Origin of the sequence: Thalassolituus alkanivorans, assembly GCF_020447205.1 — a bacterium.
GTDB lineage: Bacteria > Pseudomonadota > Gammaproteobacteria > Pseudomonadales > Oceanobacteraceae > Venatoribacter > Venatoribacter alkanivorans.
In genome coordinates this window covers 147,854-171,026 of sequence record NZ_JAJAEL010000049.1, presented here as the reverse complement: position 1 = coordinate 171,026, position 23,173 = coordinate 147,854, and the positions used below count along the sequence as shown (strand labels likewise).

Genomic DNA, 23,173 nt, shown 5'->3' with positions numbered 1-23,173 from the left:
ACCGGAGAAAATTATGAACCCACTACTCGAACTGACTCAGGTAGGTATTGAATTCAGCACCGCAAAAGGCAGTTTCCGCGCGTTGCAGAGTGTCGATCTTAAGATTAATAAAGGTGAGTATATTTCACTGATCGGCCACTCCGGCTGCGGCAAATCCACCGTGCTGAATATTGTTGCCGGTCTGCTGCAGGCAACCGAAGGCGGCGTAGTTCTGAATGGTAAAGAAGTGAACGAGCCAGGCCCTGAACGTGCGGTGGTTTTTCAGAACCACTCCCTGCTGCCCTGGCTCAGTGCTTATGAAAATGTCGAGCTGGCAGTAAAACAGGTATTCCGTGGCAAAAAATCCAAAGCCGAAATGAAAGCCTGGATTGAGCACAACCTGGAGCTGGTGCATATGACCCATGCCATGCATAAACGCCCGGATGAAATTTCCGGTGGCATGAAGCAACGCGTGGGTATCGCCCGGGCATTGGCGATGGAGCCTCAGGTGTTATTAATGGATGAGCCTTTTGGCGCGCTCGACGCCCTGACGCGTGCGCACCTTCAGGATTCATTAATGGACATTCAGAAGGAGCTGAATAACACCGTCATTATGATTACCCATGATGTGGATGAAGCGGTCTTATTGTCTGACCGGATTGTAATGATGACCAATGGTCCCGCTGCCACCATTGGCGAAATTCTGCACATCGATCTGGAACGGCCACGTAACCGCCTGCAGTTAGCCGATGACCCACGCTACAACCATTACCGTCATCAGGTGCTGAGTTTCCTTTATGAAAAACAGCGTAAGACTGATGACAGCCTGCCTGCCACGCAACCCCATGGTCAGGTCTCAGGTTCCCAAATAATAAAAGAAAATCATGAAACCCGCGCGATAAACACCCCGGCCGGGCATTCCCATGCTCATACACCGGATCAGGATAAAGCTAACCAGTTAAAAACTGCCTGATTTTAATCAAATACCGGAGAAAGAATGATGCAAACAAAAAAAACGTTGTCAGCTACTGCCCTGAGTTTAGCCATCAGCCAGATTGTCTTCAGTCAGAGTGTGCTGGCAGAAGATACGGCTGTTGATATGCTGAAAAAAGGTGACGCCATTATTGATCTTCGCCTGCGCTATGAAAGCGTTGATGATGACGATGCTGCCGATAAAGACTCTGCCACGGCACTCACTCTGCGCTCTCGCCTGGGTTATGAAACAGCCGATTTTAACGGCTTTAAAGTGCTGTACGAAATTGAAGATGTACGCGCCGCTATCGACGACTATGCTCCGGAAAATACCGATTATGATACCGTTGCCGATCCGGAGAACACCGAGATCAACCGTGCTCAGATCAGCTACAGCAAAGATGGCTTCAGCCTTGTAGCCGGTCGTCAGCGTATTATTCTGGATAATGCCCGCTTCGTCGGTAATGTCGGCTGGCGTCAGAATGAACAAACGTTTGATGCGCTAAAAGCAGGCTATAAAACCGGCGATCTTAACCTTCAATACGCTTACATCGATCAGGTTAACGGTATTCTGCGTAAATTTGATGCCGACGTTACCAGCCATTTACTTAATGCCACCTACTCCGGACTCAAAGCCGGAAACCTGACCGGTTACGCCTATTTATTAAAGGATGACGACAGTGATGCCAAGCTGGATACCTATGGTGCGCGCTTTGCCGGAAAAACGGCCGTCAATGATCTGAGCCTGATCTACAGCGCAGAATTTGCTACCCAGTCCAGCGATGATTTTGATGCCAGTTATTATGCCCTGGAAGGCGGCGTGGTGTTGTCCGGCCTTACTCTCGCACTGGGCAATGAAACCCTCGGCAGTGATAACGGCGCCTATGGATTCCAGACCCCGTTAGCCACCAAACATGCGTTTAATGGCTGGGCAGACAAATTCCTGGTAACTCCGGCCGATGGCCTGAGTGATACCTATATTAAAGCCACGGGTGCCGTCGCCGGTGTCAAATTGCTGGCCATGTACCATGAGTACAGTGCCGATGAAGGCAATGACGATAAAGGCAGCGAAGTCAATTTCCTCGCCGCCAGAAGCTTTGCTGAGCATTACAGTGCCGGTCTGAAATACGCCGCCTACAGCGCCGGAGATAATGGTAGCGACAGCGACAAAGCCTGGCTGTGGCTGGAAGCAAAATTCTGATTAAGCCTTAAAAAAGCGATACGGCGGTGCCCTGTGGGTACCGCCATCTGTCAGCGAAGGAGATAGAACATGGCGACAAACATTCTGGTGATTATTGGCAATGGTCTGGCAGCCAACCGGGTACTGGAGCAACTGGGCGAGAACCATCCGTTCAGTGCTATTCACGTACTGAGCGACGAGCCTGTTGCTCATTACAATCGCATTATGCTCTCACCACTGCTGGCCGGCGAAACAACGCTGAATGCCATTACGCCACATGATAAAGAGTGGTATCAGAGCCGGCGTATTTCTGTTTATCTGAAGCAGAATGTTGAACGCATTGATACGCTAACCCAGCAGGTTATCTGTTCCGGTGGCGACCATTTTGCTTATGACGCACTGATACTAGCCACCGGTTCCCGTTCTTTTGTGCCTGATATTCCCGGTGCAGATGCAACCAATGTTGTTGGTTTCCGCAGTCTGCGCGACGTTGACACTATGTTTGAACGCTTGCCGGATATACAACACGCTACCGTGATTGGTGCCGGATTGTTGGGTGTAGAAGCCGCCACGGGACTTCGCAGCCACGGCATCCAGGTAACCCTGCTGCACCGTAACCCTGTTTTGATGAACCGCCAGATGGATGCCACAGCGTCGGCATTGCTGGAAAAAGAACTGCTTAACCGTGGTATTGATGTACGCACCGGCTGCACCCCGCTTAAATTGTGCAGCAGCAATGCGCCAAAACTGCACATCAATACTATTCAGTTTGAACAGACTGAGTACCGTATTCAGCAACAGCTGGATACCGATCTGGTGGTATTTGCTACCGGTATTATTGCCAATAAAGAACTGGCAGAAAGTGCGGGTATCCACTGTGGTCAGGGGATTCAGGTAGATGCATTGATGCGTACCAGTCATCCGCATATTTATGCATTAGGCGAATGCTGCGAATTTAACGGCAACACCTATGGCCTGGTCGCTCCCATCTGGGAACAGGCCAGCATCCTTGCACGCCAGCTGCACCAGCAATATCAAACCGATCAGCAGCAGAGATTAAGCACTGCCGATCCTCTGTTGTCGTATCAGGAGCGCGAGCATTTAACCAAATTAAAAGTATCCGGTGTCGATATTCACAGCATCGGTCAGTTTGAAGCAGACAGCAGTACAGAAGTTCTGCAACTGCTGGATGAGCACGCGGGTATTTATAAAAAAATACTGTTGCGCGATGAGCGTATCGTCGGGGCCCTGTGTGTCGGTGATGTCGCCGACAGCCACTGGTATTATGAATTAATGCAACAGGGTGACAGCGTTACCGCTCTGCGGCCAACATTATTGTTCGGCCAGGCGTATTGCTGATACTGTGCTGAAAAATTATCAGTGACCGCTACTGGCAGAAAAAACATTCATCACCACGACACCGGTAATAATCAGCACCATACCGATAATAGCCGCCGGATCGAGTTTCTGATCGAATAAAAACCAGCCAATCAGGGTAACCAGAACAATGCCCATGCCCGACCAGATAGCATAAGCAACGCCGACCGGAATGGTTTTTAATGTCAGGGCCAAACCATAAAACGCTATAGAATAGCCAACCACCACCACCAGCGAGGGTATTAAACGGGTAAAACCTTCGCTGACTTTTAACGCTGAGGTTGCGATCACTTCGGCAATAATCGCAATCGCCAGAATCCACCAGGTATTCATACTAGGCTCCCACGCTGCCACTGTATTTTTGCTGCTGTCTTTTCACCAGCTGCGCCAGTATTTTAATCGCATCTTCCACATCCTCACTCCAGGTAATAGCCGTATTAATGCGGATATAATTGGAAAAATGCTCAGTATTGGAAAACACATCACCGGGAATAATAATTACCGAACGCTGCGCAGCCTCATAATGCAGATCCATCGCACTGACGCCCTCGGGCAAACAGACCCAGAGAATAAATCCTCCGGCAGGCTCACTAACCCGGGTTCCCGGTGGAAAATACTGGCGGATGGCATGAATAAAACGCTGCATGCTGTTGGCGGCACGCACCCGGAACTGACGCAGATGCCGGTCGTAGTGGCCGTTCTGCAGATACGACAGCATCGCGTATTGTGACAGGCTCGCTGCCGAAAAAGTGGTAAATGTCTGCCGTTCTGTTACCTGCCGGTACCAGCGACCAGGAATGCACCAGCCCACACGCAAGCCTGCCGAGACCGTTTTGGAAAACGACGAGCAGTACAGCACCAGACCATCCTGATCGTAGGTTTTCAGCACCGAAGCCGGTGGCTGAGCCTGTCCACGCGCGACCGGATACCCTGTTTCGCCATAAACATCATCCTCGATCACCGGCACCTGATACTGACTGGCCAGCGCCATCAGTTTTTTCTGTTGCTCTACCGGCATACTGCAACCGGTCGGATTGGAATAACGGCTGCTGACCTGAATGACTTTTACCGGCCACTGCTGTAGTGCCAGCTGCAGTGCATCGACACTCATGCCCTGCTGCGGGTCAGTGGGTATTTCAATAATCTTCAGCCCCAGCATATCGGCGGTCTGTAAAAAACCGTAATAACAGGGTGATTCAACCGCGATCAGATCACCGGGGTTCGTAACTGCCCGTAAACACAGGGCCAGCGCTTCGGCACAGCCATGGGTAATAACGATGTCATCCGCCTGACAACGCACATTCACATCTCGCATTCGTACCGCAACCTGATTACGCAGCTCTTCCAGACCGGGTGAAAATAAATAATCAAATACTTCGGCAGAATGAAAACGACTGACTTTCTGAATATGGGTCTGCAGCACCCGTTGCGGTAACCAGTCCGGACGCGGAATCGCAGCACCAAGATTGATCATGGCCGGACGATTGATTTTCGCCAGCATGCTATTAATAAATTCCGCTTTGGTAACAGCGCAGGGTTTATCACCGGCCGATAACGGCGGTATCTGCTGCTCAGCAGACGACACATGGCTGCGGACAAAGTAACCCGACTGTGGCCGGGCCGAAATCCAGCCCTGATCCTCAAGCCAGGCATAAGCCTGGGTTACGGTTGAAATACTCACGCCGTACTGCCCCGCCAGTTTACGCACACTGGGTACTTTGCTGCCGGCCGCAAACACTCCGGCACGGATATCATCCGCCACCCGGCCAGCCAGTTGCTGATAAAGGGGTTGTTCTGTCTGGCGTTGTAACACGATGAACTCCTGAGCACTGACGGCTGCATAGAATCGGCGGCGTGGAATAGGCTCCATGGCCAATTACTCACTGACAAAGCGCATTCTAAAGAAACAACTGTACCGCCAACCGATACAGTTTGGCCAATTCATTCCAGTACAGTTGCCAATAGCAGCGCTACTGTACCGCTGCTTCTCTCCCGCCCTGCGTCTGCTGCCGTAACCCACAGCACGGCATGATGATTCATCAGTTATCCATCGATTCAGCACAAAGGCCATGTATGCAAAATCCATCTCTGACCATTCCTTCTCCTCCTGACAGCAGGACAAACTTACCCGCTAACAGCAAACCCGGAAAATTCGCGGTCCCCGTATTCAGTGCCGTTCATCAGGCCTTGTTTGCGGTGATGCTGTTTGCCCTCACCATTCCGATGACACAGATCGCACTGGGCAGTTTTTCAGCCGAGTTTATTGCCGCCAGCCGCGCCGTCATCGCGGGCCTGACAGCCTGGGTGGTAATCGTTATTAATGGCTGGAAACGTCCGCCGCTGCAGGCGTTGCCCTGGTTGCTGCTGGCCGGTGTTGGCGTGGTACTGGGCTTTCCTTATTTACTGAGTCTCAGCCTTACCCGTATACCCGCCGCTGATATGGGCGTGGTTCTGGCCGGCCTGCCGCTGGTAACGTCGTTACTGGCCACCCTGCTGCAGGGCGAACGTCATCCACCACGCTTCTGGTTTTTTTCCGTTGTCGGCTGCAGCCTGCTCGCCGGTTATGTCATTACCACCATCGGTGCATTGCCGGCGTTCGCCCCTCAGCATCTGCTGACTCTGATCGCCACCCTGCTGTTTGGCGGTCTGGGTTACAGCGCCGGAGCCAAAGCCGCCGCAATGATCGGTGGCTGGCAGACCATCTGCTGGATGGTGGTTTTATATTTGCCATTGTCTGCGCTGGTATGGGGAAGTTTGTGGGCCACGGAAGCTGCGCACAGCAACCAGCAGGATATCGTGAAAAGCATGCTCGCCCTGCTCTATCTGGGTCTCATCAGCCAGCTATGGGGCTTCCGTTTCTGGTATCGCAGCCTGGCGACGGCGGGTGTCGCCAAAATCAGTCAGCTGCAATTGCTGCAGCCGTTTTTTACTCTGGCATTTATCAGCCTGATGCTGCGTGACAGCATTACTGTCGCTCAACTGTTTTTTTGCGCGCTGATAGTGTTGATGGTGATGTGCGCGATGAAAAGTGCAAAGCGCTGATTTGCGATCAGGGAGGGCCTATTGACAGGCCCTGAATCAGCCGGAAAAAATCAGCGCCTGTACAATAATCACAAGCAGTAAAAGCCCACTGAGTATTTGCCAGAAACGCAACGGGTTACGCTCCAGCAATGGCTTTTGCCGGTATTGCCGCTGCAGCGAAGCATTCGGCTGATGCAGGTCGGTCCAGAATTCAGAATAAGCCTGATAACGCTCCGCCGGATTGGGTTCACAGGCTTTCTGAATACAGAGATCCAGCCACAGCGGCAAGTCCGGACGATGCTGCAACAGCGACGTGTAACGCCATTGCGAAAACGATTTCGCTCCGCGCCGGTGTACCTGATCCATAGTAAAAGGCTGCGCACCGCTGAACAGCTCATAGACCATAACACCCAGCGAAAATAAGTCACTCTGATGGCTGGCATTGTGCAGGCCTGTAGTGCCAAGAACGGTTTCAGGCGCAATATAATTAACCGATCCCTGCGGGCATTCTTCTTTAACAGCGCTGTTAATTTCTGCCAGACCGCGTACCTGAACGGTGCCAAAATCAATTAATTTAATACCGCCATTGCGGTCAACCAGCACATTTTCAGGCTTTAAATCACGGTGCACCATGCCCAATCGCTGAAATGCCCGCAGCGCATGGATTAATTGCCCGACCAGTTTACGGACATCGGCAGCAGAGGGAGCCGGATGATCATGCAACCACTGGCGCAGGCTGTCGCCATCCAGCTTTTCACAAATATGATAAAGAAAGCGACTGCTATCCAGTGGCGGGTAAATCTTCATAATGTTCGGATGATCGACCCGGCTGCCAACCCATTGCTCGCGCACAAAGCCCTCAAGGTAAACCAGATCATCCTGAAAATTCAGCGATGGTGCTTTTAATACATAGTCTTTTTGGTCGCGCAGATTACGCACTCTGTAGACATGGCTGCGCGTACCGGCATACAGAATTTCCTGTATCTGAAAGTGGTCGATTTTATCGCCCGTTTTCATTACCGGCGGAATAGCCCGCTCACACAAAGTACGGTGTGCTTCCTCCAGGTTAGTCTGCGGTAATTGTTCAACCACCAGCAGACAGCAGGTTGCATTGTCGTCACCGCCCTGAGCCAAAGCCTGTTGCACCAGCTGTTTGCTGCATTGCTCCAGCTGATGCTGATTGATTCCGTGACTAGCAGTCGCGGCCTGCAATGCACCGTTCAGTGTCTGCTGTAATTGCTGGGCGGTTAAAAAACCATGCACACCATCACTGGTGAGTACAAAAACATCGCCCTGCCGCAATGATTGAGTCTGATAATCAACTTCCAGGTGGGTATCCATTCCCAGCGCCCGGCTAAGGTACTGACGCCCACCCTGCTGATGATTATGATCGCGGGTCAGCAACTCAAGAATACCGGCCCGCAGACGATAAATCCGGCTGTCGCCGACATGCAGTAAATGCGCAGTATTGGATTTTAAAATCAGCCCACTGAAGGTCGTCACCAGACTGTTATGGCGGGCACTGGCCTGCTGACCATGATGATACAGCCAGGCATTAAGTGACGATAAAACTCTTCCTGCTGCAGTTTTTACATCCCAGCTGTCGGGCGTGCTGTAATAATCCTGCAGAAAATGCGTCACACTGGTGGTGCTTGCCTGCTGCGCATGCTCGCTGCAGCTGACACCGTCGGCGACACACAGAGCCACCCCTTTATAATGCTCCTGGGTGGTAAGACAAGCGGCAAAAGCATCCTGATTTTCGTCTTTCGGACCTGCAGAAGAGTAGCCGCCCAGCGTGACAATCAGGCGTTTGGCAGAAGGCCGACGGATAATGTCACCTTCAGTGGCAAGACCATATTCCTTATTTAATGCTCTGTCAGTCTGCATAGATGTCTCTGAGTCAGGCACCAGGACCCAACGGTCTGCAATAAAAAACCTGTGTAAAACGATGCACAGATGATGAATACCAAGACGTGAGAGAGTAGCCCGGTATTCATTGATATCCGTCCCGTTTTACACAGTGCGCAACAGCGCAATAGGCGAAATATCCAAACACGGCACAACTGATGAAGGAAGGTAAGCACCTGCTGTCACCGTATGTCTGGTTCGCCCGATCGTTATACTTATAACTCAGCGCGCCGTTGCAGCAGAGTTCACATCAATCATTTCAACCGTACCATCATCACGCACCTCAGCAATATGGCCTGCTGGCTCCTCCATGGCCAACAAAGCAATAAAGCCCACGACAGCCGTCGCCGCGATCACCATAAAGAAAGTTGAATAATCCACGAATGACAACACCGTTAAATAGGTCACGGCACCGACATTGCCGTAGGCTCCGGTCATACCGGCAATCTGCCCGGTCAGACGGCGTTTGATTAATGGCACGACAGCAAATACAGCACCTTCTCCGGACTGAACAAAGAACGAACAGGCCATTGCCGCAACAACGGCAAGCCACAAAGGCCAGCTGCTGTCGACCATTGCCATCGCACAATAACCAATAGCCAGACCCAAGGTCAGAATCAGCAGGGTTGGCTTACGGCCGAATTTATCCGACAACCAACCGCCCCCCGGACGTGACATCAGGTTCATAAAAGCATAAGCCGAAGCCACCATGCCGGCCATAACCGGTGTCAGTTCAAAAGTTTCGGCAAAAAACAGTGGTAGCATGGAAATAACCGCCAGTTCAGAACCGAAGGTGGCAAAATACAGAATATTCAGCACCGCCACCTGACGGAATTTATAACGATGAATTTCAGCAACCGGTTCTTTGAAAACCGTTTTATTAACATTCCAGACATGGCTGACATCGTACAGATACAACAGCACCAGGCCGATATAAATCCCCACTGCCATGGTATCGGTCAGCATGCTGACACCAGCCGGAGACAGCTTCCATGCCAATAATGCCAGCGCCGCATACATAGGCACCTTCATCACCAGCAGAAAGAAAAAATCGCCTTTACTGGTGACTTCCAGCGCACCAACATGCTTTGGCTTAAAGTAGGTAGAGCCTTTCGGTGTATCCGAAACATTACGATAATAAATAACGCTGAACAGCAGGCTAAGAACCCCGGTCAGAGCAATGGCATAACGCCAGCCATCGTCCCCGCCAAATAACAGCGCAATAACCGGCAAGGTGAATGCCGCCGCCGCAGAGCCGAAGTTACCCCAACCACCGTAAATCCCTTCGGCCGTTCCCAGCTCGTTAGCCGGAAACCATTCACTGACCATACGAATACCAATCACAAAACCGGCACCGATAAAGCCCAGCAGAAAGCGGGCAATCGCGGCCTGAGTAAAATCATCGGCCAGGGCAAACATAAAGCAAGGAATTGAACATAGCGCCAGTAATAGCGAGTAAACAATACGTGGACCAAAACGATCCGTCAGCATGCCAATAATAACCCGTGCCGGAATGGTCAGCGCGACGTTAAGAATCAGCAGTGTTTTAACTTCCGCAGCGCTCAGCCCCAGACTGGCGGCAATCGCCTGCAGCATGGGTGCATGGTTAAACCACACAACAAAGGTAATAAAAAATGCGATCCAGCTAAGATGAAGTACTTTCATCTTACCGCTGAAATTAAACAGATTAAATTTTTCGACCGTCATCAGATAATTCATCCGGTAATTAATATCACTGCCCGCGTTACGGGCAGCGTTGCAGTAAGGCCCTGGGTTCAGCTCAGCTGAACCTGCTGCTGCTCCACTCTTACCCGGTAGGTTTTCAGCAACAGATCACTGTCTTCCAGACACTCGCCGGTCGCCAGATCGTAATGCTGTTTATATAAAGGTGATGCCACCACCAGCCGCTCACCAACAGAACCGACAATACCGCGTGATAACACATTGGCCTCACCCAGCGGATCGTAATTACTGATGGCAAACACCTGATCACTGTCACCGATCCGGAACAGTGCCACCTGCTCGCCCTGATACAGCGCGCACACACCGGTATCCGGAGCGATATCCTCTAACAGACAAATGCTGCTCCATTGATCAACGGCCTGTTCTTGGCCGGTTTTTACTGAATTTAATAATGTCATAATCTGCTCCTTAGCCCTGTACTGTACTGAGATTAACCAGTTCAATCCGCTCGGTTGCGGTTGCCGGACGGCGCTGACCGCGTTCACGCACATACAGCAGGTTACTGTCATCTTCATCGGCATTAATAAAATGCTGGAAGCGTTTGAGTTTTTCCGGATTTTCCAGCGTTGTTTTCCATTCACACTGGTAAGTACTTACGACGCGGGTCATGGCATCTTCCAGTTCGCTGCAGATACCCAGTTTGTCGTCGACCACGACCTCACGCAGGTAATCCAGTCCGCCCTCAAGGTTTTCCATCCATACCGACGTGCGCTGCAAACGGTCGGCGGTACGTACATAAAACATCAGTACGCGGTCGATGGTTTTAATCAGGGTTTCATCGTCCAGTTCGGTGGCAAATAAATCAGCATGACGCGGACGCATACCGCCATTACCACAGACATATAAGTTCCAGCCTTTTTCGGTGGCAATAACACCGATATCTTTGCTCTGTGCCTCCGCACATTCGCGGGTACAGCCGGATACGGCAAACTTAATTTTGTGTGGTGCACGCAGGCCTTTGTAGCGGTTCTCCAGTGCAATCGCCATCGATACACTGTCGAGCACACCGTAGCGACACCAGGTACTGCCAACACAGGATTTCACCGTACGCAGCGATTTACCGTAGGCATGGCCGGTTTCAAATCCGGCAGCAACCAGACGCTCCCAGATCTGCGGCAGTTCGTGTAATTGTGCGCCGAATAAATCGATACGCTGACCACCGGTAATTTTGGTATACAGGTCGTATTCTTTGGCAATTTCACCCAGCACGATCAGTTTATCCGGGGTAATTTCACCACCGGCAATACGTGGCACAATGGAGTAAGTACCGTCTTTCTGCATATTACCGAGGAAAATATCGTTGGTATCCTGCAGACCGATATGCTCGTCTTTCAGAATGTATTCGTTATGGAAGGAGGCCAGTACAGAACCGACCGTTGGCTTACAGATTTCACAGCCATGGCCTTTACCATGCCCCTGCAATACCTGAGCAAAGGTGGTGTAACCTTTAACACGGATAATATCCGCCAGCTCAGCACGGGTATAAGCAAAGTGTTCGCACAGATTGTTATTAACCTCAACACCAAGAGCCACCAGCTCAGCATCCATCACCTGCTTCACCAGTGCAGAACAACCACCACAGCCGGTCGAGGCTTTGGTCGCGTCTTTAATATCCCCCATGGTGCAACAACCGCCCTGCACCGCTGCCGCCAGATCACCTTTGGTAACATCAAAACAGGAACAGATCTGAGCCGTTTCCGGTAAGGCAGCAACGCCCAGTCCGACGGAAGCTTCACCATCCACCGCTGGCAGAATCAGTGCCGCCGGGTTACCGGGAATATCCATATCGTTCAGCATTAACTGCAACAGCGTACCGTAAGCCTCAGCCTCACCCACCAGCACCGCACCCAGCAATTTTTTACCGTCGGCAGAAACAATCAGGCGTTTATAGACTTCGGCAATGTCATCATTAAATACATAACTCTGACTGCCGGCAGTATGTCCGTGTGCATCACCGATGGAGGCAACATCAACGCCCAGCAATTTAAGTTTGGTGCTCATATCGGCACCTTTAAAGGCCAGTGCCGGTTCTTCGTGGGTAATTAACGAACTGACAATATGTGCGGCACTGACTTTGGCCATCTGATAGCCGGGAGCAACCAGACCGAAAATTTTGTTATCCCACAGTGCGCATTCACCAATAGCATAAATATCCTCGTCTGAGGTCTGACAGTAATCGTTAATAACAATACCGCCACGTTCACCCAGATCCAGTCCGAACTGACGCGCCAGTTCATCCTGCGGACGGATACCGGCAGAGAACAGAATCATATCGGTTTCCAGAAAGCTGCCATCGGCAAAATTCATGCGATAGCGGCATTCCTGCCCGGCAACAATTTCTTTGGTATTTTTTTCGGTATGAACCGTCACACCCAGATCTTCGATTTTACGGCGCAGTAATTTACCGCCGCCTTCATCCAGCTGTACGGCCATTAAACGCGGCGCAAATTCCACGACATGGGTTTCCAGCCCCGCCTGTTTCAACGCGTTTGCGGCTTCCAGCCCCAACAGTCCGCCCCCCACAACAACACCGGTTTTACTCACGGCGGCCGAGGCAGAAATAGCTTCAAGATCTTCAATAGTACGGTAAACCAGACAGTGATCCTGGTCTTTGCCCGGAATCGGCGGAACAAAGGGGTAAGAACCGGTTGCCAGTACCAGCTTGTCGTAACCTTCTTTACGGCCACTGGCGGTGGTGATGGTTTTTTCATGGCTGTTAATCGCCACGACTTTATCGTTCAGGGTAAATACCACTCCCTGACGTTCATAATCATCTGCTGTGGTCAGTGCCAGATCAGCGGCGGTATAGCCGGAAAAGTATTTGCTCAGCTGTACCCGGTCATAAGCCAGACGCGGTTCTTCTGAGAAGGTAACGAGTTCAAATTCGGAGGAATGTTCGGAGGTGGCAAGAGTGTTGATAAAGTTGTGTCCAACCATGCCGTTGCCAACGACGATAATACGCTTTTTGCTCATGGGATGGCCTCGCTATCGGGTCATAATCTGATTTCTCCTGTATTTGCATCGTTGCTCTATTTTCACACCACGCCGTTGCAGTGCGAAAACATCACAAGGGGTTTAGCAACATGAATGCCAAAGAATAAATTTGCCCTGTTTTCAGCAATCAACAGCCTGTTTATGGCGCCGGATCGGGTTTTATGCAGGGAAAGTGCACCAGAAAATATCGGATAAAGCGCGATCTGCCCTTATTAAGGGCAATAACGATCCCGGGCGAAGATTTACGGTAAGGGTTGCACAAAAAGATCCGCCGCAGCACCGTTCAGATGCCAGACAACGGTACCAGTGAAAGACAAGCCGGAATAAAAAAGTGCAAAAGAGGTAAAGCCATAGGCTGGGTATGAGACAAGCATAGAAACAATGACATGATTGGCAGGCAAGAGTAACAGAAGGGGCTGCGCTGAGATTGGATTCCTGCGATGCTCAGGCCGTTAAACGCTCACTCTGTGAAGCGGATTCGCGCACTCGCCACACCGGGTGCCAGGGCCTGTTAATACCAATTAAACAGACCCTGGACATTCCGCGTGTGGCTTTTTTATCCGTGTCCGGATGCCGCCGGCTGCTCAACACACACAATCTGATCACGACCAGCGGCTTTGGCTTCATATAATGCCACGTCCGCCTGCTCCAGCAGGGCATCTTCCATAACGCCGGGTAAGCAACGTACCAGCCCGCCAGAAAATGTATAGGAAAAATCACTGAACGGGTTCTCGCGCAGTTCTTCGGCCAGCCGTTCAAAAGTCCGCCGGGCAACCGCCAGCGTCGTTTCCGGCAGCACCACCATAAATTCTTCCCCACCAATACGGCCAATAATATCGCCGTCACGCAGGCTGTTTTTTAACTGCAAAGAAAAATGTTTGATGACACGGTCACCGACGGCATGACCATAGGTATCGTTAATACGCTTAAAACGGTCCAGATCGAGCAGCGCAACGCACAGTTTATTGCCATAACGCTGACAGCGCAGCACCTCTTCCTGCAGGCGGCGCATGGATTCACGCCGGTTCAGCAGCGCGGTCAGCGAATCACGAGTCACCAGATTACGTACCATACGGCCGCGGCGGATTCGCGATTCTACGGCAAACAACAGGTCAACCGGCTGCACCGGTTTGCTTAAAAAGACATCGGCGCCGGTACACATGGCCTGCACCTGAACTTTGGGGCTGATTTCGTTGGACAGGAAAACAATAGGCACGCTGATCAGATTATCCTGCTGGCGGATTACCCCCGCCAGCTCCTGACCACTGATACCGGGCATATACAAATCGAGCAGAATCAGATCAGGAATATGATTCTGCAGATACGGCATCAGCTCACTCATTGGCTGGGTAATCACATAGGTATGAAAGCCCGCATCCTGCAGAGTGGAGGAAAGAAACTCGGCGACAGAAGGCTGATCATCAACAATCAGAACCTGATAAGGGTCGCGTTCATAGCGTTCGGTCAGGGCATTAATCTCCGCCAGAACCTGATCATCGTTAACCGGCGTGGTAATAAAAGCCTGAGCCCCCATGCGGATGGCAATAATGCGTTCTTCCAGTCCGCTGGCAGTGCTGATGGCCAGCACCGGCAGATGCAGATTCTTCTGCGCCAGCTGCAGTACACGCTGCTGCTGCTTATCGTTAAGAGAATCAAGATTAACAATCAGGGCGCAGGTGTTATTACCTTCGTGATGCAGCAGGTGCGATATGGATTCCACTTCTTTCAGCCGGTAACCCGCCGCACGGATTTTTTCTGCCAGAGATGGCGGTACAGTACCAGTACCGAACGCCAGAATGGTGATCGGCATACCCGGCTGATAGTGCTGAATACGGCGATTCAGCAAAGGGATTTCGGCGAGCAGTCGCTTTATTCCGGGGTTATTTATTTCGTCAGTCATCGCATACCGGGCCTTTCTGTACAAATTGATCCGGCACACCTGGAGCCGATCTTCAGAGTGTAGCAACGATTCTGCCTGCTTATAGCGCAAACTCAGGCAGTGCCTGCTAAATCACAGGCACCTTCGCACCAATTTGAGTCATAAAGACCAATCCGCGCTCCGCTAAAACGCATTTTTATTCTTTGCCGAATCAATACCGGCCGACGGAATACTGTGCCGCCCCGCACAGATGATCCATTCTGCGCCTTTGCTGTTATTTTTCAGGTTTGCCCGCAGGGTTGGCACTTATCTTGAATTGTCTTGAATAACGAAGCTGCCACTATCAGGCCGTTTCCGGCATCAACGCAGATGCCAACCGTCATACACAGCGCTTACAAGGCCTGTCGCGACGAAACGTATGTTGTGCAGAATGAGCATTGGCGCTCACAGGTAAAAACCTGTGGGCGCTTTTTTTTGGGATTTTTCAGAGTGGATTGCCAATGAGCGCCATTGAGCAGACAGCAACGCCGTTAACCGCCACACAGCAAACGCAGACCACCTGCCCTTACTGCGGTGTTGGCTGTGGCGTTGATATCAGCCAGCAGAATGGACAGCTGTTACCGGTCGCCGGAGACAGCCGTCATCCGTCTAACTTCGGCCGCTTGTGCGTAAAAGGTTCAGCGCTGCATGAAACCATCAGCCATAACGGCCGCCTGATGTATCCGCTCATGAACGGCCAGCGCAGCAGCTGGAGCCAGGCCATCAATCTTATTGCCGATAAAATTCAGCAGGTGATTCATACCCATGGGCCAGATGCCGTTGCTTTTTATGGCTCCGGCCAGCTGCTGACCGAAGATTATTACGTTGCCAATAAGCTGATGAAGGGCTTTATCGGCAGCGCCAATATGGATACCAACTCCCGTCTGTGCATGGCCTCGGCCGTTGCCTCCTATAAGCGTGCGTTTGGCTCCGACACAGTACCCGGCTGCTACGAAGATTTAGAGCAGGCCGACCTGCTGGTTCTCACCGGCTCCAATGCGGCATGGGCCCACCCCGTTTTGTATCAACGCATGGTGGCCGCGAAAAAAGCCAACCCGGATATGAAAGTGGTGGTGATTGATCCGCGCCGCACCGCCACCTGTGATCTCGCCGACCTGCATCTGGCTATCCGTCCCGGCAGCGATGCTTTTCTGTTTACCGCCCTGCTGGCGTATCTCGGTGAAACCAATAGCCTCGACCACCATTTTATCGCCCTGCATACCGAAGGTTTTGGCAGCGCGCTGGAGACCGCACGGCAACAATGCCGCAGCCTAAAAGACGTTGCCGGCCAGCTGGATATAGAAGCCTCAGATCTGGCGCAGTTCTTTCATTGGTTTGCCGATACCCCACGCACGGTTACTTTTTATTCTCAGGGTATTAACCAGAGCGCGACCGGCACCGATAAAGGCAATGCCATCATCAATGTGCATTTAGCCACCGGCCGTATTGGTAAACCCGGCGCCACGCCCTTTTCCATTACCGGTCAGCCCAATGCTATGGGCGGCCGTGAAGTGGGCGGACTGGCTAATCAGCTGGCTGCGCATATGGATTTTTCCGCTGCCGAGCGCGACCGGGTACGGCGCTTCTGGCAGGCACCCAATCTGGCCGAACGTCCGGGCCTGAAAGCCGTTGACCTGTTTCAGGCAGTTAAACGCGGCGAGATCAAATTTCTGTGGATTATGTCCACCAACCCGCTGGTCAGCATGCCCGATGCCGACGATGTAAAAGAAGCGCTCAAACACTGCGAACTGGTGGTGGTTTCCGATTGCATGGCCGATACCGATACTGCTGCCGCTGCCCATGTATTGCTGCCAGCAGCCAGCTGGGGCGAAAAAAACGGCACCGTCACCAACTCCGAACGCCGGATTTCACGTCAGCGCGGTTTTCTGCCGCCACCGGGGGAAGCCATGCCCGACTGGTGGATTGTCACCCAGGTGGCCCATGCTCTGGGTCATGCAGATGCATTTAACTACAGCCATCCGGCCGATATTTTTGACGAACATGCGAGACTCTCGGCATTTGAAAATAACGGCAGCCGTGATTTTGATTTAAGCGGATTAAGCGGTATGAGCCGCGCGCAGTACGACGCCATGGCACCGGTACAGTGGCCGGTGAATGCGCAATATCCGCAGGGGCGTCAGCGCTTTTTTGATGACCGTCGCTTCTATACCGATAACGGTAAAGCACGCTTTATTGCCGTTGCCCCCGAACTGCCAGTCCCCCGCACTGGCGGCGATCTGATTATGAACACCGGCCGTGTACGCGATCACTGGCACACCATGACCCGCACCGGTAAAGCACCGAGGCTGGCACAGCATATCAGCGAACCTTATACCGATATTCACCCGCGGGATGCCGCCCTGCGCGGGATTGAAGACGGCTCACTGGTACGGATATTCAACCCCCGTGGCAGCCTGCTGCTGCGTGCCCATATCAGTGATAACCAACGCACCGGCGAAATATTTGTACCCATGCACTGGACCAGCCGTTACGCCAGTGCCGCACGCATGGGCACCCTGACCGACAACAGCGTGGACGCCATCTCCGGTCAGCCGGAACTGAAATACAGTGCGGTTAATGCCGAGCCTTTCCGCCCCGGGTGGCAGGGCTTTGTGTTAAGCCGCCGTGATATCGGTACACCGGATTGCGCTTACTGGGCCTGCGGTGTGTTTGGCGACGACATCCATAATCCTGGCATGGTCTACGAAGTGGCCGGTCAGGGCGATGCCGGCCAGTTTGTCGATGCTCTGCGTCAGCGGCTGCCGGACCAACCGTTAAAAGGCCAGTGGTTAACGCTGAGTGACCCCGCTCAGCAACATTACCGCCATGTTCTGATTGTTAATAACCAGCTTGAAGCCGTCATTTTTGTTCATAAAGATCTGCAGTTCAGTAATCGTCAGTGGCTGACCGAATGCTTTGCCCAGAGCGAACTGAGCAGCCAGCAGCGCCGTGCTCTGCTTGCCGGCCAACCGGCTGATGCCCCGGATCATGGCGCTATTGTGTGCTCCTGCTTCCAGATCGGTGAAAAACAGATTATTCAGGCCATTAATAACGGTTGCGATAGTAGCGACGCACTGGGCAAGGCTCTGCGTTGCGGCACCAATTGCGGCTCCTGCATTCCCGAATTAAAAACCCTGCTGGCCAGCCACAGCGCCGGTAGCGATACACAACCTGCAGCCCTGTTCAGCGACGCGGCCTGCACTGCAGTGGAATTATAATGATGACAATACAGGCAAAAAATCCGGTAAAACGTGCGTCCTCTTTGCATGCATCCAAACTGACCAATCCACCAGGCAGCAAAGAGCAGAAAGGTTCAGGAAAAGTCTGGCTGGTCGGCGCCGGTCCGGGCGATCCGGAATTGCTGACCTTAAAAGCTATGCGGGTCATCGCCGAGGCCGACGTGGTGCTGTACGACAGCCTGATTTCTGACGATATTCTCGCCCTGCTGCCCCGCCAGTGTGCGCGTATTCATACCGGCAAACGTTGCGGCGCGCATAAAATGACGCAGCAGGATATTAATAAAGCCTTACTATCGGCTGCCGGAAAATACCAGCGAGTGGTGCGTTTAAAAGGCGGCGATCCTTTTATTTTTGGTCGCGGCGGCGAAGAAATGGAATACCTGCAACAGCGCAGCGTGGAAGTGGATATTGTCCCCGGCATTACCGCCGCCGGAGGCTGTGCCGCGGCAGCCGGTATTCCCCTCACCCACCGCGATTACGGCAATGCGCTGGTACTGCATTCCGGTCATAGCAAATTTAACGAATTTTCTCCGTGCCAGAATCCAACCCGGGTATTTTATATGGGCCTGCGCCAAGCCGGGCCGATTACCGCCCAACTGCTGCAGGAAGGCCTGCACGAATCCACCCCGGTGGCTTTAATCACCAACGGTACGTTAGCCAACCAACAGGTTTTTAAAGGCGTACTGATGGATCTTTCGTATCTGGCCGAACGTTATCTGAAAAGCGAGAGCGATGGTCCGGGGCTGATTATTGTCGGGGAAGTGGCAGCGATGGCACGCAGCAATAAAGAACTGCAGGCTGAGCAGAATGCACAGGCGGTAGCCTGAGAATATAAAAAGCCCTGCACTGCAGGGCTTTCGTCTGGCATTAATAAATATAAGCGCAATGACGGGTGCTTAATTAAGCCCCGCTGCTGCAGCCCGCGCTGCATGCAGCTTTTTATAGCTGGCAATCAAACGCAGGTGTTTATCCAGCCCTTCCAGCTGCATACTGGTTGGTGTTAAACCGTAAAAACGCACACTGCCCTCAATGGAACCGACAACAGCGTCCATACGCTCGTTACCGTACATACGGCGGAAATTGCCGATGTAGTCTTCAGGCTCCAGTTCGTCATCAAGCACCACTTCCAGCATCACGTTCAGCGCCTGATAAAACAGCCCGCGCTCAACCGTATTGTCGTTAAACTGCAGGAAGGTTTCGGTCAGCTCTTTCGCTTCTTCCAGACGATCCAGTGCCAGATAAATCAGCAGTTTCAGTTCCAGAATGGTGAGCTGCCCCCAGACGGTGTTGTCGTCAAATTCAACGCCGATCAGGGTAATAATATCGGTGTAGTTATCCAGACCGCTTTCTTCCAGACGCTCAGCCAGATCTTCCAGTTGCTCATCATCAAGGCTGTGCAGGTTAAGAATATCTTCGCGGAAATACAGCGCTTTATTGGTGTTATCCCAGATCAGGTCTTCCACCGGATACACTTCAGAATACCCTGGCACCAGAATCCGGCAGGCATTAACGCCTAAATCGTCATACACCGCCATATAGCTTTCCAACCCGAGTTTTTCCAGAATGGCGAACAGGTTGGCCGCCTCTTCTTCATTGGATTTTTCGTTATTGGCAGAAAAATCCCACTCAACAAAATCGACATCGGCTTTGGCACTGAAAAAGCGCCAGGACACCAACCCGGTTGAATCAATAAAGTGCTCAACAAAATTATTCGGCTCCTGCACGGCCTGGCTTTCAAAGGTTGGCTGCGGCAGATCATTTAAGCCTTCAAAACTGCGGCCCTGTAATAATTCAGTCAGGCTGCGCTCCAGCGCTACTTCAAAACTCGGGTGGGCGCCAAAAGAAGCAAACACACCGCCGGTACGCGGGTTCATCAGGGTGACGCACATGACCGGGAAACGGCCGCCAAGGGAGGCATCTTTTACCAGAACCGGAAAGCCCTGCTCTTCCAATCCCTGAATACCGGCAACAATACCCGGATATTTCGCCAGCACGTCCTGTGGAACATCCGGCAGCGCGATTTCATTTTCCAGAATTTCGCGTTTTACCGCCCGCTCAAAAATTTCGGACAGACACTGTACCTGTGCTTCAGCCAGGGTGTTACCGGCGCTCATGCCGTTACTGAGGAAAAGATTCTCGATCAGATTAGAGGGGAAATAGACCGTTTCGCCGTCAGACTGACGCACATAGGGCAGCGAGCAGATACCGCGTTCAACATTGCCCGAATTAGTATCGTACAGGTGTGAGCCACACAGTTCGCCATCCGGGTTATAAATATCCAGACAGTATTCATCGAGAATTTCCTGCGGTAGTTCATCGTTCGGGCCGGGTTTAAACCAGCGCTCCTGTGGGTAATGAACAAAATTGGCGTTAGCGATCTCTTCGCCAAAAAACTGATCGTTATAAAAGAAATTGCAGTTCAGACGCTCAAGAAATTCGCCCAGCGCCGAGGCCAGCGCACTTTCTTTGCTGGAGCCTTTACCATTGGTAAAACACATCTGCGAATCGGCATCACGGATATGCAGCGACCAGACGTTCGGTACGATATTACGCCAGGACGCGATCTCGATTTTCATGCCCAGATCGGCGAGCTTACCCGACATATTGGCAATGGTCTGTTCCAGTGGTAAATCCTTGCCCGGAATATAGGTCGCCGCGTTGTCAGCCGGCAGTGTCATCAACAGCGCCTGTGCGTCTTCGTCGAGGTTGTCGACCACCTCAATGACAAACTCCGGGCCGGTTTGCACAACCTTTTTAACCGTACAGCGGTCAATGGAGCGCAGAATCCCCTGACGGTCTTTCTCGGAGATATCTTCCGGCAGCTCGACCTGAATCTTGAAGATCTGGTTATAACGGTTTTCCGGATCGACGATATTGTTCTGCGACAGGCGGATATTCTCAGTCGGGATATCACGGGTCTGGCAGTACAGCTTAACGAAGTAAGCCGCACACAAGGCTGAAGAGGCCAGAAAGTAATCAAACGGCCCCGGTGCGGAACCGTCTCCCTTGTAGCGGATCGGCTGATCAGCCACCACGGTAAAGTCGTCGAATTTGGCTTCCAGACGGAGGTTGTCGAGAAAATTGACCTTAATTTGCATGCGGGAATACCAGAATAAGCGGGTTGCAACCGGGCGTTCAGCCTGCCCGGATCAGAATGAGCGCTATTATCCAGTTTTTAGGCGCAGAGTCTTGTTTGCTGTGATCTGCCTTACGAATGGCAGGTGCGGCTCCAGAACGGGAGGACGGTGCCGCAACCTGTGGTTTATCAAATATCGGTCTTACTGCCACTCAGCGGTTGCGCGCGGCATTACGTACCTGCTGCAAAGACTGTTCGATCTGAGGGCTTTCTGGTGCCATTTGCCCGGCCTTCATAAGATCAGCCTCTGCGGCAGAATAGCGCCCGGCTTTGGCATGAACGAGCCCCCGGATGTAAATCGCCTCAGGATTTCCGGGCTCTCTGTTCACCAGGGGATTAAGAACATTAACCGCCTCATCGTAGCGCTTCATTTCAGTTAAAATTTGCGCCAGGGATATTTCTGTTCTGCTGTGCGCAGGATTCGTTTTCAGAATATGACGCAGATCTTTCTCGGCATCCGGATACTTCCCCTGTGCGGCATAAGCCGCTGCTCTGGTAAAACGCAAATCCGGGTTATCAGGATGTCCTTTAATGGCTTCCTGCAGCTCAGAAACTGCCTCAGCAGGCTTACCATTCCGGGTCAGATACTCTGCCAGTATTTTCGCCACATGTGGATTTCCCGGGCTTAATTTCTTAATTTCCCGCCAGTCATTCAGAGCACCCTCGGCATTATTCTGCGCAAAGCGGATCTGTGCCCGGTACTGATAAGCATCGGTTTTTTCTTTAGTCTGCTGCGCCCGGTTAATCATGTTTGTACATGCTTTCTCACGGGCTGCAGGTTCTGCACTTCTGTCTGAACACAAAGTACGGGCGACTGCAGGATCGGCAGATGACGCAGCGAACTGCTTATGCAGGCGCTTGAGCTCTTTATAAGCCAGCTCGGCGGCCCGCGATTCCTCACCGGAATTTGCTTTTTCCCAGAGCTGAAGCTCCTGATAAGCAGCCTGATCATTACCCATTTTGGCCAGTGCCAGTCCGCGGTACATCGCACTGCGTGGATAAAAAGAAGACTCCGGCTTTTTAATAAAGCGCGATCTCATTTCTTCTGTATGAGCCGCCAGATCGCGCCAGCCATTAGCACTCACCAGCAAATCACTGACATCAAACCAATCGGTCAGATTGGTTCTGCCATAACGCCCGGAGACAATATCCCTGGCATCACTGACAGCCTCGGCGTAACGGCCGAGCATCGAATAGGCTTTTGCACGTCCCATAATGAAGGGGCGTTGTTTTTCAGCGGCATAGCCCGCGGCCAACAACCGGTTACAGGCTTCGAGACGCTCATAGCCGGTTGTGTTTCTGTTAAAGTCATTACGTTTTATTGCCTGATCAAAATCGGCAACGGTTCTGTTGCCAGCGCAACGGACTTCGTCATCAGAAAGCCTGGCGTGTGCCTGGTTAATCGTCATCAGCGAACACAGCAAGGTCAGCAGTAAGTAATGTTTACTCATCATGAGCAAATCTCCATAAGTACCTGGTAGCCAGTAACGATGAATATTATCCCGGACATTCATGCCCTGCTATCTCTATCAGCACTCAGGCTCTGTGCGGAATAACCACCAGTTAGAGACGCTCCCTGTCAGCACAACAGACACAATTGATAAGCTGACACCCTGTACTCATTTTCAGATGTCCGTACAGACAGTGAGCAGGCGGGACTCTGTCAATTAATTCATCAACCGCCGCCATCCGCAGAATTATTCCGC

At 52.0% G+C, this 23,173-nt stretch carries 15 protein-coding genes; 6 read left to right on the top strand and 9 right to left on the bottom strand.

Annotation, left to right across the window (positions count from 1 at the left end; all coding sequences use genetic code 11):
- The first annotated feature begins 13 nt into the window (after positions 1–13).
- The 3 genes from LGT44_RS18875 to LGT44_RS18865 all read left to right on the top strand — a co-directional run bounded on the left by LGT44_RS18875 (position 14) and on the right by LGT44_RS18865 (position 3,490).
- Entirely contained in the window at positions 14–952 is a 939-nt protein-coding gene (locus tag LGT44_RS18875) for an ABC transporter ATP-binding protein (RefSeq protein WP_230331978.1), read from the top strand.
- Between the two features lie 24 nt (positions 953–976).
- Complete coding sequence (locus tag LGT44_RS18870; RefSeq protein WP_230331977.1) at positions 977–2,152, top strand: alginate export family protein; 1,176 nt, start codon at positions 977–979, stop codon at positions 2,150–2,152.
- Positions 2,153–2,221: 69 nt separating this feature from the next.
- Positions 2,222–3,490, top strand: a complete 1,269-nt coding sequence (locus LGT44_RS18865) for an NAD(P)/FAD-dependent oxidoreductase (protein WP_230331976.1) — start codon at positions 2,222–2,224, stop codon at positions 3,488–3,490.
- An 18-nt stretch (positions 3,491–3,508) separates the two neighbouring features.
- Here LGT44_RS18865 and LGT44_RS18860 read toward each other — a convergent pair whose 3' ends face one another.
- Positions 3,509–3,841, bottom strand: a complete 333-nt coding sequence (locus LGT44_RS18860) for a DMT family transporter (protein WP_225691938.1) — start codon at positions 3,839–3,841, stop codon at positions 3,509–3,511.
- A 1-nt stretch (position 3,842) separates the two neighbouring features.
- The gene (locus LGT44_RS18855) at positions 3,843–5,321 is read right to left on the bottom strand and encodes an aminotransferase-like domain-containing protein (protein ID WP_230331975.1); all 1,479 of its coding nucleotides are present in this window, start codon (positions 5,319–5,321) and stop codon (positions 3,843–3,845) included.
- A 260-nt stretch (positions 5,322–5,581) separates the two neighbouring features.
- On the opposite strand from LGT44_RS18855, the gene LGT44_RS18850 reads away from it, so the two are divergent.
- The gene (locus tag LGT44_RS18850) at positions 5,582–6,550 is read left to right on the top strand and encodes a DMT family transporter (RefSeq protein ID WP_230331974.1); all 969 of its coding nucleotides are present in this window, start codon (positions 5,582–5,584) and stop codon (positions 6,548–6,550) included.
- 36 nt (positions 6,551–6,586) lie between these two features.
- Here LGT44_RS18850 and LGT44_RS18845 read toward each other — a convergent pair whose 3' ends face one another.
- The 5 genes from LGT44_RS18845 to LGT44_RS18825 all read right to left on the bottom strand — a co-directional run bounded on the left by LGT44_RS18845 (position 6,587) and on the right by LGT44_RS18825 (position 15,074).
- Positions 6,587–8,416 carry a bifunctional protein-serine/threonine kinase/phosphatase gene (locus tag LGT44_RS18845; protein WP_230331973.1) on the bottom strand — a complete coding sequence of 610 codons (1,830 nt, stop codon included), beginning with the start codon at positions 8,414–8,416 and terminating at the stop codon, positions 6,587–6,589.
- 243 nt (positions 8,417–8,659) lie between these two features.
- Positions 8,660–10,144, bottom strand: a complete 1,485-nt coding sequence (locus tag LGT44_RS18840) for a NarK family nitrate/nitrite MFS transporter (RefSeq protein ID WP_230331972.1) — start codon at positions 10,142–10,144, stop codon at positions 8,660–8,662.
- A 68-nt stretch (positions 10,145–10,212) separates the two neighbouring features.
- Positions 10,213–10,578: a nitrite reductase small subunit NirD gene (nirD, locus tag LGT44_RS18835; RefSeq protein WP_230331971.1), complete on the bottom strand. Its 366-nt coding sequence runs from the start codon at positions 10,576–10,578 to the stop codon at positions 10,213–10,215.
- A gap of 10 nt (positions 10,579–10,588) precedes the next feature.
- Complete coding sequence (gene nirB / locus LGT44_RS18830; RefSeq protein WP_230331970.1) at positions 10,589–13,153, bottom strand: nitrite reductase large subunit NirB; 2,565 nt, start codon at positions 13,151–13,153, stop codon at positions 10,589–10,591.
- Between the two features lie 577 nt (positions 13,154–13,730).
- Positions 13,731–15,074, bottom strand: a complete 1,344-nt coding sequence (locus LGT44_RS18825) for a diguanylate cyclase (RefSeq protein WP_230331969.1) — start codon at positions 15,072–15,074, stop codon at positions 13,731–13,733.
- 479 nt (positions 15,075–15,553) lie between these two features.
- Here LGT44_RS18825 and LGT44_RS18820 point away from each other — a divergent pair, with 479 nt between their 5' ends.
- Both LGT44_RS18820 and cobA read left to right on the top strand, forming a co-directional pair.
- Positions 15,554–18,310: a nitrate reductase gene (locus LGT44_RS18820; RefSeq protein ID WP_230331968.1), complete on the top strand. Its 2,757-nt coding sequence runs from the start codon at positions 15,554–15,556 to the stop codon at positions 18,308–18,310.
- Positions 18,310–19,158, top strand: coding sequence for a uroporphyrinogen-III C-methyltransferase (gene cobA / locus LGT44_RS18815; RefSeq protein WP_230331967.1), 849 nt, complete (start codon positions 18,310–18,312; stop codon positions 19,156–19,158). Before LGT44_RS18820 ends, cobA begins: the two co-directional genes overlap by 1 nt.
- 69 nt (positions 19,159–19,227) lie before the next feature.
- Here the strand turns inward: cobA and LGT44_RS18810 are convergent, their stop codons facing one another.
- The gene (locus LGT44_RS18810; protein WP_230331966.1) at positions 19,228–21,429 is read right to left on the bottom strand and encodes an OsmC domain/YcaO domain-containing protein; all 2,202 of its coding nucleotides are present in this window, start codon (positions 21,427–21,429) and stop codon (positions 19,228–19,230) included.
- A 190-nt stretch (positions 21,430–21,619) separates the two neighbouring features.
- Positions 21,620–22,921, bottom strand: a complete 1,302-nt coding sequence (locus LGT44_RS18805) for a tetratricopeptide repeat protein (protein WP_230331965.1) — start codon at positions 22,919–22,921, stop codon at positions 21,620–21,622.
- Positions 22,922–23,173: the final 252 nt, after the last annotated feature.

Excerpts from the sequence above, each read along its gene's own strand:
- LGT44_RS18860 (WP_225691938.1), bottom strand. The coding sequence starts at position 3,841 with ATGAATACCTGGTGGATTCTGGCGATTGCGATTATTGCCGAAGTGATC.
- LGT44_RS18865 (WP_230331976.1), top strand. The coding sequence starts at position 2,222 with ATGGCGACAAACATTCTGGTGATTATTGGCAATGGTCTGGCAGCCAAC.
- LGT44_RS18825 (WP_230331969.1), bottom strand. The coding sequence starts at position 15,074 with ATGACTGACGAAATAAATAACCCCGGAATAAAGCGACTGCTCGCCGAA.
- LGT44_RS18840 (WP_230331972.1), bottom strand. The coding sequence starts at position 10,144 with ATGACGGTCGAAAAATTTAATCTGTTTAATTTCAGCGGTAAGATGAAA.
- nirB (WP_230331970.1), bottom strand. The coding sequence starts at position 13,153 with ATGAGCAAAAAGCGTATTATCGTCGTTGGCAACGGCATGGTTGGACAC.
- LGT44_RS18850 (WP_230331974.1), top strand. The coding sequence starts at position 5,582 with ATGCAAAATCCATCTCTGACCATTCCTTCTCCTCCTGACAGCAGGACA.
- LGT44_RS18875 (WP_230331978.1), top strand. The coding sequence starts at position 14 with ATGAACCCACTACTCGAACTGACTCAGGTAGGTATTGAATTCAGCACC.
- cobA (WP_230331967.1), top strand. The coding sequence starts at position 18,310 with ATGATGACAATACAGGCAAAAAATCCGGTAAAACGTGCGTCCTCTTTG.
- LGT44_RS18845 (WP_230331973.1), bottom strand. The coding sequence starts at position 8,416 with ATGCAGACTGACAGAGCATTAAATAAGGAATATGGTCTTGCCACTGAA.
- nirD (WP_230331971.1), bottom strand. The coding sequence starts at position 10,578 with ATGACATTATTAAATTCAGTAAAAACCGGCCAAGAACAGGCCGTTGAT.
- LGT44_RS18805 (WP_230331965.1), bottom strand. The coding sequence starts at position 22,921 with ATGATGAGTAAACATTACTTACTGCTGACCTTGCTGTGTTCGCTGATG.
- LGT44_RS18870 (WP_230331977.1), top strand. The coding sequence starts at position 977 with ATGATGCAAACAAAAAAAACGTTGTCAGCTACTGCCCTGAGTTTAGCC.
- LGT44_RS18820 (WP_230331968.1), top strand. The coding sequence starts at position 15,554 with ATGAGCGCCATTGAGCAGACAGCAACGCCGTTAACCGCCACACAGCAA.
- LGT44_RS18810 (WP_230331966.1), bottom strand. The coding sequence starts at position 21,429 with ATGCAAATTAAGGTCAATTTTCTCGACAACCTCCGTCTGGAAGCCAAA.